A 10,134-nucleotide genomic window follows, 5' to 3' on the forward strand; every position below is an offset into this window, starting at 1 on the left:
CTTTCAAAGGTAACAGGATGCTATTCGTAACCTATTTATATTATTATAAAGTTTTGGAAGGGGAGAGCGCGAGAGGGGAAACCCTTTGAAAAGGGTTTCCCCTCTCGCATCGCCTTTTCAAAGTGAATGCTACAACGCGCCCTACAGCACTTCGTCGGGATTGAGTTCGGCCCGGAACTTGCGCGAGAGCCGAAACACCACCACCTTGCGCGGCGGCAGCATGATGGATTCGTTGGTCTGGGGGTTGCGGCCCTTGCGGGCTTTCTTGTCGTAGGACTCGAACTTGCCGAAGCCGCTGACCAGCAGCGAATGGTCCTTTTTGATGGACTGCTTCATCAGTTCGAGCAGGTGGTCGACCAGCACCTTGACCTCGGCCCGGTTGCGTTCGGTCTTTTCGTAGATGTAATCGACGATGTCGGCCTTGGTGAGCGTTTTTCCGTTCATGGCGTTTCTCCGGCGCATTGGCGGTTGAGGACCTCTGGGTGCGGCCCGCTTGAGGCTGTCGCGGTGTCGTCCATGGCGCGAGTATCGACTTGGCTGGCGCCCGTGCTAGGACGTGCCAAGGGCTTGCCGTGCCGCCCGGGCCAGGGCTTCCATGGTCGCGCCGTCGGGATAGGGCTGTCCGGGCCACAGGGCCAGGCCGTCCCCGGCGCGTCGGGGAATCAGGTGCAGGTGGGCGTGGAAGACCACCTGACCGGCGGACTCGTAATTGTTCATCTGCACGTTTATGCCCGTGGCCTTGGTCGCGGCCATGATCGCCCGGCCCACCGGGGCCAGCGCCGCGAAAAGGCGGCAGCCGACTTCCTCGGGCAGATCGAACAGGGTGGCGTAGTGGGCCTTGGGGATGACCAGGACATGCCCCGGAGCCACCGGCGCGACGTCGAGAAAGGCCAGCACATGCTCGGTTTCGTAAATCCTGGCGCAGGGAATGTCGCCCTTGACGATTTTGCAAAAAATACAGTCCGCTTCCGACATGTTTTCCCACTTCTCCAGGCGCATCGTCACGGGGCGACGCGGGGTTTGGTCCGGCGGACCGGCGGCCGGACAAGTGCATTGACTCCCTAATAGTCAAGGAAAAGCTTTTTTTCAAGAGGCTTAGGAGAAAAATATTGTTTGTATCCCCAAGTTGTCAGGAAAGCGTCGTCCCGGCGACTGTTCCGGGCTGTGGCAGGGGGCGTTTTTTTCGCCATCCCGAGCCGGAAACGCCGCGTTCCCGGGTCTGGCCGGTTTTTGTGACATTTCACGGATGCCCGGGCCGCTGCCTGTTTTGCGCCCAGCATCTCCAGTCCGGCCACGCCGCGCAGCCGCTGTCCCGGGTGCTTGCGGCCATGACGACCGGACTCGAGGCGGCCGGGCGGCAGGGGCGCGGCCCGTACGAGCTGGCGTTCTACGGCGGGGTGTTCACGGCCCTGCCCGAACCCTGGCCGCAACGCTTTCTGGAGGCGGCGGGGCGGTTTCGGGACGCCGGGCTGGTCACGCGCGTGCGTTGTTCCACGCGCCCCGACGCCTGCTCTCCCGGGCTTTTGGCGCGCCTGGCCGGGGCGGGGCTGGACATGGTGGAATTGGGGGCGCAAACCTTCGACGACGCCGTGCTGCGGGCCGCCGGCCGGGGCCATGACGCTGCTGCCGTGCGCCGGGGCGCCGCCGACGTGATCCGGGCCGGCCTGGGGCTCGGGCTGCAACTTTTGCCCGGGCTGCCGGGGCATACGCCGCAAGATCTGGCCCGGGACGCGGCCGAGACCGCCGCGCTCGCCCCGGAAATCGTGCGCCTGCACCCGTGTCTGGTGGTCGACGGCACGCCCCTGGCCGGGCTGTACCGGGAAGGGCGCTACGTGCCCTGGGATCTGGACACGACGCTTTGGGCCCTGGCCGACGTGTTGCCGGTACTGTGGCGGGCGGGGGCGCGGGTGGCCCGCATCGGGTTGTGTCCCGAGCCCGCCTTGCAAGCCGCCGTGCTGGCCGGCCCCGTGCACCCGGCCCTTGGCGCGCGGGTCCGGGCCCGGGCGCTGTGGCGCCTTGTCGCGGACGAGGTCCGGGCCATGGGTGGTTTCGCGGCCGGTCTGGCCGCGCCCAGGCGTTTTGCCGGTGAATTTTTCGGCCATGCCGGTGAGATGCGTCCGGCCTACGCCGCCCTGGGCCTTGACCGGGGAAACGTCCGCTTCGAGGATCGGGCGGATTTTTTTTTGGCGGCCCGCGAGGTTTGACTTCGGTCAGCCTCTCGTGCGACATTTCATCACGCAGGGGTGCGCCCCGGCGAGGACGAACCGTCAAACGTCTGGTGGAAGATCATGAAACGATGCCTTTTGGCCCTGGCCTGCTTTGCCATGCTTGCTCACGCCACGGCTGTCCGGGCGGAGACGCCCAACATACGGCAAAGCATCAACTATTTTATGAACTACTTCAACGAGGCCGTTGTACAGGCCATCCATCTCAAGGAACACGAGCAGCAAGAAAAGCTCACCCAGAAGAGGCCGTATTCCCAGGAATTTGTCTTCATCATGGATATGAACGCCCGTGTCGAGAAAACCCTCGGTCTGGTGCTCAATCTTTGTGATATTTATTATATTTACAACAAGACGACCTATTGCTTCACGAAAGACGAGAAGAGCTATCTTTTTGATCGTATCGACAACATCATGGATACGTTGCAAAAGATTACGGAAACGCCCTACAATGTCGATCCCGGTCTGGTCGCGGACAAGAAGGGCTTCGTCGGCAAGAACATTGTCGAGTTCAACAAACGCATCCAGGACCTCCGCGCCTTCATCAAGACATCCCTGGTGATTTTCCAGCGTTAGGACCTATTCCTAACCTGCGCCGGGAGAACCATTCTCTCTGAAAGGCTTTCTCCTCAAGCTTCCTTGGAACGCATGCCAGCGAGGCAACAGCCATCACGGCGAAAAGTTTAGGAAAGGGAGAGCGCGAGAGGGGAGAACCCTTTTCAAAGGGTTTCCCCTCTCGCCTGTCCCTTGCATCCTTTCCTCTTCCCCTCGGGACATGCACGTACGCGGTGACGGCCCGGCGCATCGTCACCCGGCAGCCGCCGGACGGGCCGCCGGAGCGCCTGGACGATGGGGCCGTGGTGCTGGCCGGCCGGCGCATCCTCGACGTCGGCTCCCGCCGCCGGGTCCTGGCCGGATTTTCCGGACCCGTCATCGACCTCGGCCCGGCCACCCTTGTTCCCGGACTCGTCAACGCCCACGTCCACCTGGAGCTTTCCCGGCTGCGCGGCCTGTCCCCGCGCGGGCAGGGCTTTCCCGCCTGGGCCGCCTGGCTGGCGCGCCAGAATTTGTCGCCGCCGTCCCCGGAGGTCCTGGAGGCGGCCGTGTCGGAAATGGCCGGAGCGGGCACCGGGGCGGTCATCGACGTGGGCTCCCGGGCCGGTCCGGCCGTGGCCGAGGCCCTGGCCCGGGCCGGAATGTCGGGGCTTGTCTGCCACGAGTATTTCGGCTTCCGTCGCCTGCCGCCGGCGGATATTCCCCCTGGGCTCAGCGCAATCATGGCTGGCGTCCCGGGGCTTGCCGCCGCCCCGAGCGGCCATGCCCTCTATTCCACCAGCCCCGAAAACCTGGGTCGGGCCAGGGAGGCCTGCCGGCGCCTTGGCGCGCCGTTTTGCCTGCATCTGGCCGAGCAGGCCGGTGAAACGGCGCTTCTGGCCACGGGCGAGGGCGAGCTGGCGGAACTGTTGCGCGGCCGGGTACTGCCACGGGGCTGGCGCGCGCCCGGGCGTTCCCCGGTGGCCGAGGCCCGGGCCCAGGCGCTTTTGGGGCCGACCACCCTGGCCGTGCACGCCGTGTGGCTGGACGCGGCGGACAAAAAGCTTTTGGCCGCTAGCGGCACGGCCGTGTGCCTGTGTCCGCGCAGCAACACCGTCATCGGCGTGGGCACGGCCGACGCGCCGGGCCTTCTCGCCGCCGGCGTGCCGCTGTGCCTGGGCACGGACAGCCTGGCCTCCAACGACGACCTGGACCTGTGGAACGAGGTCCGGGCGCTTTTCGCCGCCTATCCGGATTTTCCCGGCCGGGCGGTGCTTGCGGCCCTTAGCGCCACGCCGGCCCGGCTGCTCGGCCGGGAGCGCGATTTGGGACTTCTGGCCCCGGGAGCCATGGGCGGGGTGGCCGTGGTCCCGGGCGACCTGACCGAGCATTTCCGCTAGCTGGTTCGTTTGAAGTACAAATATTTCACTGTGCTGTTATCCTTGCCAGGCTGGTGTCAAACGCCTAAGAAGGGCCTATGCTTCGGCAAACGGCCAGCGCGGTTCCACAAGGAAACGCGCTGCCGACATTCGCGTATTCGAGGCGAGCATCATGAGCCGCACCTTGGCTGAATCCAATTATGCCGTGGCCCGTCACCCCATCTATCTGGTCGATGGGGGCGTGTACGGCTACGAACTGCTGTATCGCACCGTCGGTGGCCCCAATCTCGCCATCGTGCCCTCGGACGCGGAAGCCACCCTGGCCGTGCTGGCCAACGGCATCCAGGCGATCTCCCAGGACATTGGGCCGGACAAAAAGATTTTCATCAATTTTTCCAAGGAAATATTGGAAAAAGGCTACTACAGTTTCCTCGATCCGGCCCGGTTCGTGCTCGAGGTGCTGGAGACCGTCTCCTGCAACGCGGCGTTTGCGGAAACCCTGCGGGGCATCGGCGAGGCGGGGTACATGCTGGCTTTGGACGACTATGTGGGCGATCCGGCCTTTGACGCGATCCTGCCTGTCGTGACCTTCGTCAAGATCGACATGCTGGCCCTGCGCAACGATCCGGACAGGCTCGAGGCGGTCGTGGCCACCTGCCAGGCCCGGGGCAAGGAGATTCTGGCCGAGAAGGTGGAGACCGAGGCCGATCTGGAATTTTGCCGCGCCCGGGGCATCCCCTTGGCCCAGGGCTTTTATTACAGCCGGCCCCAGGTGGTCACGACCAGGGTCCTGGACGCCGGCCAGACTGCGCGGCTGGGGCTTTTGGCCGAGCTGGCCCAACCGGAAGTCGACATGGGCAGGGTGCGCGAGATCATCGCCGCGGACGTGGCCCTGACCTACAAGCTCCTGCGCCACGTCAACGCCGCGAGTTCCTACCGGGGCGAGGCCGTCGAGTCCCTGCGGTTCGCCCTCGACCTCCTTGGCAGCAAGGCCCTGTGGAGCTGGGTGACCGTCAATCTGCTCGCTTCCCTGGCCGCCACGCCCCGGGATCTTGAGCTGGCCTTCGTTTCGGCCGTACGGGGACGCTTTCTGGCCCTGGCCGACCAGGCGCGCGGCGGCGTGTGCCACAAAGGGGGGGGCATGTGCCTGCTGGGACTGCTCTCCCTGCTCGACGCCATGCTCGGCGTGCCCATGGACAAGGCGCTTTCCGGGCTTCCCATCGACGCCGCCCTTCGTGATGCCCTGCTTGGGCGGACAAGCACCTGCCAACCGTGCCTGACCCTGTGCAAAAGCTACGACGGCCGGGAACCCACCCCGGCCACGCGGGAGCTTTTTGTCGCCCTCAACCTCTCCGGCAATGTCGTCGCCGGCGCGTATTACGAGGCGCTGGCCTGGGCGGCAGCGATGTTTCGGGGATAAGGCCGCCCTCGAGGCGGCGTTGCCGCCTCATATCACATAGGCCGGGACGGCCGCCATGTCCTCACGACGGCGGTCCTCCTCCAGCAGATCGCGCAGGGTCCGCGCGTCGTAGACCTTTTCCAGGGCGGCCCTGGCCTCTTCCCACATTTCGCGAAACACGCAGCCGCCGCGCAGGGGACAGTCGTGTCCCGGCCGCTCCCGGTGGCAGTCCACCGGGCTGATGGGGCCGTCCATGAACCGGATGACCTCGCCCACGGTCACGGTTTCGGCCGGACGGGCCAGGTAGAAACCGCCTTCCTTGCCCCGCTGGGCGTCCACGAACCCGCCCTGGCGCAACTGGTGCAGGATGACTTCCAGGAACCTTTTGGGGATGGCTTGCCGTTCGGCGATGCCGCCGGCGGGAATGGGGCCGTCGCCCTTGCGCCGGGCCAGCTCGAACAGGGCGCGCAGGGCATATTGGCATTTCTGAGTGACGGGCATGGCCTGTCTCCTCGCCGGCGTACGCTGCCGTGCCGGCCCCCGGCGTGGTGATCCTTTCGTGCACCCCTTGCCGCCGGGGTGCGAAAAGGGGATAGGACGACAAAGACGATCGATTCAATGCTGATTATTGCCAAAAACGATGGTCCGGCGTCAAGGCACAGGCCACGCCGGGCCGGGCCCGAGAGGGGCAAGGAGCCGCCATGACCAGGGACGCCATCATCGACGCCGCAACGGCTTTCGTGCTTGTGGACATCCAAAACGACTATTTTCCGGGTGGGGCCATGGAGCTTCATGGGGACGAGGACGCGGCCGGCCGGGCCGCTGGCGTTCTGGCCCGGTTTCGAGGGCTGGGGGCTCCCGTCCTCCACGTGCGCCACGAAGCGGCGCGGCCCGGGGCCACGTTTTTTCTCCCCGGCTCCTGGGGCGCCGCAATCCATGCGACGGTCGCCCCCCTCCCGGGCGAACCGGTGGTAACCAAGGCCTATCCCAACAGCTTCCGGGATACGCCGCTTGCCGGGCTCCTGGACGCGGCCGGGGCCAAGCGGCTGGTCGTTTGCGGCATGATGACCCACATGTGTGTGGACGCGACGGTGCGGGCCGCGTTCGATCTGGGCTATCCGGTGACGGTGGTGGCCGACGCCTGCGCCACGCGGGGACTGTCCTTCGGGGGCAGGAACGTGGCCGCGCCCGACGTCCAGGCGGCCTTTCTGGCGGCCCTTGGCGCGGTGTACGCCACGCTGGTCGTTGCCGCGGATCTGGTCTGAGGGAGCCTACAGGCCGATACGGCGGGCGTAGACCAGGATGTCGCGCTGGGACAGCATGCCGGCCAGGGTTCCGTTCTCGTGGATGACGGCCAAGCGACGTACGCCTTTCTGGCGCATGAAAAGGATCACCTTGTAGACCACGGCGGTGGTCGGCACGCTGATCACCGGCGCGGTCATATGGTGGGAAACAGGGGCGGTCAGGCGTTCGGGAAAGCCCATGATCCGGGACAGCACGTCGCGTTCGCTTAAGATGCCGGCGGGTTTGTCCGCATGGAGGGCCAGGAGGCAGTCGGCGTTTTTTTCGCGCATGAGCGCCAGGGCCTCGCGCACGCTCCGGTCGGCGGGGAGGGTGACGGGATCGCGGCGCATGAGGTCGCTGCACACCGCGTCCTCCACCATGAAGTCCACGGCCAGGGCGTCCACGAGTTCCTTTTCCGTGACCAGCCCCAGCAGCGAACCGTTGAAGTCCATCACCGGCAGATGGCGCACCACGCGCTCGAGCAGGAGCTTGACCGCCTCGGAGACGCGCATGTCCTTGGACACGGCCCCTTCCGGCTTGGTCAAAAAATCGCGGATGGATGCGTCGAGGTCCAGGTCCACGTCGAAGTGGCGTACGAGATTGTTTTCGGTCAGGAATCCCACGACCTTGGCGCCGCTGACAGCGGCCAGGCAACTGATGCCCTCGCGGCCCATAAGGTCGGCGGCCTGCGCTACGGAAGCTTCCGCAGCGACGATATGGGGCCTTTTGGCCAATTCGCCGACCCTCTGCTTGAACATGGGATACCCGAATAGAAGGAAGTGTTTATGCACAATATCCCGCGTCGGTTGAAAGTCAAGAAAAGCGGACGGCCGGGCGGAGCCATGCCTTGCCCGCCTGGATGAAATCAGGTAATTGACATATGTATTGCGTACCAGGGAGCCCGTGTCATGATGTCCGCCAATGCCGCCTCGCATCCCGGCCCCGGCCGACCGGGGCTCGGTGATTCCCGATCATCGGCCCAGGCTGCCTTTGCGGCGCGTTTTCTGGCCTACGGGGAACCGCTGCGCACGCAGTCGGCGGCCTGCGTCGCGGTTTCCGATCCGGACGGGGCCAGGGCGCGCCTGCTGGAGGCGCCGGGCTCCCCCACAGGCCGTCTGGCCGCCCTCAACCCGCCGCCGCTGCCCCAAGCCTATCTGGCCCTGCGCCGGGCCGTCGACGACCCCCTGGCCACCGCGGCCGGCGTGGGGGCCATCATTTCCATGGACCCGGGCCTGGCCGCCTATGTCCTGCGCCTGGCCAACAGCCCGCTGTACGCCCCGGCGGCCAGGGTGGAGACCATTTCCCGGGCCGTGAGCCTCATCGGGCTGGACGAGCTCGAGACCATGGCCGCCGGCTCGGTCCTCAGCCGGCTTGCCGCGTGTCCGCCCAGGTCCGACCTGCTCGTGCTGGACGATTTCTGGAAACATGCCGTGGCCGTGGGCCTGCTGTCCCGGGCCTTGGCCGAACGCGTGGGCGAGCGGGGCGGGGAGCGGTTTTTCGTGGCCGGACTGCTCCACGACGTGGGCCGGCTGCTTTTGGCCGTGGCCGAGCCCGATCTGGCCGCCGTCAGCCTGGCCCGGACGGGTCCGTCCCGCCTGTCCCTGGACGCGGCCGAGCGCCTCGAGCTGGGCTTCGACCATGCCGCCCTGGGCGGGCGCATCGCCGGCAAATGGCGGTTGCCGGAACATCTGGCCGTGGCCGTGGCCGGCCACCACCAGCCCTCCCAGTACCCTGACAGCCTCATGGCCGCCGCGGTGCACGCGGCCGATTTCATGGCCAACGCCCTGGGCGTGCGGGCAACGCCCTGCGCCGGCTTGCCGCGTCTCGACGGGCGGGTCCTGGCTCCTTTCAACCTGGAGCAGGCCGATCCCGTCGAATTTCAGGAAATCCTGACCAACGGTCTGGCCGCCATGATCGCCCTGGTGGCGTCGTGATCGCCTGCGCCGGCGGCGCTTGCCATTGGCCGGCGGCGGATATATCCTCAGGCCAAATGGAGCAATCAGCCATGCGGCCGTCCAACACCGTGACCCCCACTCCGCTGACCGGAACCCGTATCAACGACATGATTCTGGATTATATGTCGGTCAAGGGGGATGCGCGTCGCGCGGAGATGGCGCATTTCCTCTCAAGCAGCCGCAACATCCAAAGTGAGATCATGGCCGTGACGCTACGCGGCATGATCATGAACGCTTCGGCCTGATTCTTCCCCAAAAAATATGAAAATCCGTTTTTGCATCGCGGCCGTCCTGTGCGCACTGCTGGTGGCCGCGCCCGGTTTCGCCAGGCAAAGTCACGCGGCCAAGACCCACGCCGCGAAAAAATCCCATCGGACCACCGAGCAGGCCGCCGGCAACGAATCCGTCGACGTCCCGGGCAAGGTCATCCAGGAACCCAACGCCTTTCACGGCGTCAAGTGGGGCACGCCCATGGCCGCCGTGCCCGATCTGACCGTGGTGGAAAAGGATGGGCAGGCCGCCTACGCCACGGTTGCCGGTGTGGTCTACCGCATTGGCGACGCCTTTTTGAGCGACGTTGTCTACGGCTTTTGCCAAAGCAAGTTCGCGGCCGTGATGGTGGAATACAAGGGCCGCAAGGCGCACGAGAGCATCCGCAACTTTCTGACCGCCAAGTACACCAAGCCCCTGGAAATGGACGGGCGTCCCGACGATCTGGCCTGGCCGCTTGGTAATGTCTTTATCCGCATGTCCTTTTCCAAGGAAAAGGACACGGGGTCGCTCAGCTACTTCTATCAGCCGCTGTTTGCGCCCTGCGCCGGGCCGGACGGCAACAAGGCCGCGCAATGATCCGCCGGGTGTTCTGGTTCCTCCTTCCCGTCCTCCTCGTCGCCGTCGGCGCCTGGGCGGCGGAAAGTGGCCGCTCCATGCCGTTTAATAAGCAAAACGTATTCAACTACCTGCAACGGGTGGATGCGGCCAAGCGCAAGCTGCCGGAGAAAATATCGCCCGACGAGTACCAGGAGCGGGTCTGCAATCTGTACGCCGACACCCTGCGCCAGGGCGGCTACGATTTCGAGCACACGGTGCAAAACGCCCTGCAGTTCGCCGCCAAGGGCAACGACAAGCTCGACGATCCCCGGTTTCTTTTTCTCGCCGGCGTGTTCCAGGTGCACCCCGACGTCTACCTGCGCATGAAGCTCATCTCCAAGGCCACCCACAACGACGTGATGCACTATTTCGGACATTGATTTGGAGAAGGAAGATGTGCGAGAGGGGGACCCTTTTTGAAAAAAGGGTCCCCCTCTCGCGCTCTCCCCTCCCAAAAACTTTTACCGGTTACAGATGAAATAACGTTAATG

The 10,134-nt window shown here is 65.3% G+C and carries 13 protein-coding genes; 9 read left to right on the forward strand and 4 right to left on the reverse strand.

Features of this window, described 5'->3' with window-relative positions; all coding sequences use genetic code 11:
• Positions 1-141: 141 nt before the first annotated feature.
• Together ACMZ6R_RS18935 and ACMZ6R_RS18940 are read right to left on the reverse strand one after the other, a co-directional pair.
• Positions 142-444, reverse strand: coding sequence for an integration host factor subunit alpha (locus ACMZ6R_RS18935; RefSeq protein ID WP_005997200.1), 303 nt, complete (start codon positions 442-444; stop codon positions 142-144).
• 105 nt (positions 445-549) lie between these two features.
• Positions 550-975: an HIT family protein gene (locus ACMZ6R_RS18940; protein ID WP_416114421.1), complete on the reverse strand. Its 426-nt coding sequence runs from the start codon at positions 973-975 to the stop codon at positions 550-552.
• A gap of 134 nt (positions 976-1,109) precedes the next feature.
• Between ACMZ6R_RS18940 and ACMZ6R_RS18945 the strand changes: the two genes are divergently transcribed.
• The 4 genes from ACMZ6R_RS18945 to ACMZ6R_RS18960 all read left to right on the forward strand — a co-directional run bounded on the left by ACMZ6R_RS18945 (position 1,110) and on the right by ACMZ6R_RS18960 (position 5,555).
• On the forward strand, positions 1,110-2,204 hold the full coding sequence (locus ACMZ6R_RS18945; RefSeq protein WP_416114423.1) for a radical SAM protein: 1,095 nt from the start codon (positions 1,110-1,112) through the stop codon (positions 2,202-2,204).
• An 84-nt stretch (positions 2,205-2,288) separates the two neighbouring features.
• On the forward strand, positions 2,289-2,798 hold the full coding sequence (locus tag ACMZ6R_RS18950) for a hypothetical protein (RefSeq protein ID WP_416114425.1): 510 nt from the start codon (positions 2,289-2,291) through the stop codon (positions 2,796-2,798).
• Between the two features lie 212 nt (positions 2,799-3,010).
• Positions 3,011-4,156 carry an amidohydrolase family protein gene (locus tag ACMZ6R_RS18955; protein WP_416114427.1) on the forward strand — a complete coding sequence of 382 codons (1,146 nt, stop codon included), beginning with the start codon at positions 3,011-3,013 and terminating at the stop codon, positions 4,154-4,156.
• 151 nt (positions 4,157-4,307) lie between these two features.
• On the forward strand, positions 4,308-5,555 hold the full coding sequence (locus tag ACMZ6R_RS18960) for an EAL and HDOD domain-containing protein (protein WP_416114429.1): 1,248 nt from the start codon (positions 4,308-4,310) through the stop codon (positions 5,553-5,555).
• 27 nt (positions 5,556-5,582) lie between these two features.
• Here ACMZ6R_RS18960 and ACMZ6R_RS18965 read toward each other — a convergent pair whose 3' ends face one another.
• Positions 5,583-6,035 carry an RrF2 family transcriptional regulator gene (locus ACMZ6R_RS18965; RefSeq protein ID WP_416114431.1) on the reverse strand — a complete coding sequence of 151 codons (453 nt, stop codon included), beginning with the start codon at positions 6,033-6,035 and terminating at the stop codon, positions 5,583-5,585.
• 200 nt (positions 6,036-6,235) lie between these two features.
• On the opposite strand from ACMZ6R_RS18965, the gene ACMZ6R_RS18970 reads away from it, so the two are divergent.
• Positions 6,236-6,799 (forward strand): cysteine hydrolase family protein, encoded by a 564-nt coding sequence (locus tag ACMZ6R_RS18970; RefSeq protein ID WP_416114433.1) that lies wholly within the window; start codon positions 6,236-6,238, stop codon positions 6,797-6,799.
• A gap of 6 nt (positions 6,800-6,805) precedes the next feature.
• Here the strand turns inward: ACMZ6R_RS18970 and ACMZ6R_RS18975 are convergent, their stop codons facing one another.
• Complete coding sequence (locus ACMZ6R_RS18975; protein ID WP_416114435.1) at positions 6,806-7,576, reverse strand: CBS domain-containing protein; 771 nt, start codon at positions 7,574-7,576, stop codon at positions 6,806-6,808.
• A 150-nt stretch (positions 7,577-7,726) separates the two neighbouring features.
• Here ACMZ6R_RS18975 and ACMZ6R_RS18980 point away from each other — a divergent pair, with 150 nt between their 5' ends.
• The 4 genes from ACMZ6R_RS18980 to ACMZ6R_RS18995 all read left to right on the forward strand — a co-directional run bounded on the left by ACMZ6R_RS18980 (position 7,727) and on the right by ACMZ6R_RS18995 (position 10,023).
• Positions 7,727-8,752 (forward strand): HDOD domain-containing protein, encoded by a 1,026-nt coding sequence (locus ACMZ6R_RS18980; protein WP_416114437.1) that lies wholly within the window; start codon positions 7,727-7,729, stop codon positions 8,750-8,752.
• Between the two features lie 56 nt (positions 8,753-8,808).
• Entirely contained in the window at positions 8,809-9,018 is a 210-nt protein-coding gene (locus ACMZ6R_RS18985; protein WP_416114439.1) for a hypothetical protein, read from the forward strand.
• Positions 9,019-9,034: 16 nt separating this feature from the next.
• A complete protein-coding gene (locus tag ACMZ6R_RS18990; RefSeq protein WP_416114442.1) occupies positions 9,035-9,622 on the forward strand; it encodes a hypothetical protein in 588 nt (195 codons plus the stop codon).
• A gap of 77 nt (positions 9,623-9,699) precedes the next feature.
• Positions 9,700-10,023 carry a hypothetical protein gene (locus tag ACMZ6R_RS18995; protein ID WP_416114444.1) on the forward strand — a complete coding sequence of 108 codons (324 nt, stop codon included), beginning with the start codon at positions 9,700-9,702 and terminating at the stop codon, positions 10,021-10,023.
• Positions 10,024-10,134 lie beyond the last annotated feature (111 nt).

It is taken from the genome of Solidesulfovibrio sp. C21, assembly GCF_047785625.1.
In the GTDB taxonomy this organism is placed as follows: domain Bacteria; phylum Desulfobacterota; class Desulfovibrionia; order Desulfovibrionales; family Desulfovibrionaceae; genus Solidesulfovibrio.

Excerpts from the sequence above, each read along its gene's own strand:
- ACMZ6R_RS18935 (WP_005997200.1), bottom strand. The coding sequence starts at position 444 with ATGAACGGAAAAACGCTCACCAAGGCCGACATCGTCGATTACATCTAC.
- ACMZ6R_RS18975 (WP_416114435.1), bottom strand. The coding sequence starts at position 7,576 with ATGTTCAAGCAGAGGGTCGGCGAATTGGCCAAAAGGCCCCATATCGTC.
- ACMZ6R_RS18950 (WP_416114425.1), top strand. The coding sequence starts at position 2,289 with ATGAAACGATGCCTTTTGGCCCTGGCCTGCTTTGCCATGCTTGCTCAC.
- ACMZ6R_RS18995 (WP_416114444.1), top strand. The coding sequence starts at position 9,700 with ATGCCGTTTAATAAGCAAAACGTATTCAACTACCTGCAACGGGTGGAT.
- ACMZ6R_RS18970 (WP_416114433.1), top strand. The coding sequence starts at position 6,236 with ATGACCAGGGACGCCATCATCGACGCCGCAACGGCTTTCGTGCTTGTG.
- ACMZ6R_RS18960 (WP_416114429.1), top strand. The coding sequence starts at position 4,308 with ATGAGCCGCACCTTGGCTGAATCCAATTATGCCGTGGCCCGTCACCCC.
- ACMZ6R_RS18965 (WP_416114431.1), bottom strand. The coding sequence starts at position 6,035 with ATGCCCGTCACTCAGAAATGCCAATATGCCCTGCGCGCCCTGTTCGAG.
- ACMZ6R_RS18985 (WP_416114439.1), top strand. The coding sequence starts at position 8,809 with ATGGAGCAATCAGCCATGCGGCCGTCCAACACCGTGACCCCCACTCCG.
- ACMZ6R_RS18940 (WP_416114421.1), bottom strand. The coding sequence starts at position 975 with ATGTCGGAAGCGGACTGTATTTTTTGCAAAATCGTCAAGGGCGACATT.
- ACMZ6R_RS18990 (WP_416114442.1), top strand. The coding sequence starts at position 9,035 with ATGAAAATCCGTTTTTGCATCGCGGCCGTCCTGTGCGCACTGCTGGTG.
- ACMZ6R_RS18980 (WP_416114437.1), top strand. The coding sequence starts at position 7,727 with ATGATGTCCGCCAATGCCGCCTCGCATCCCGGCCCCGGCCGACCGGGG.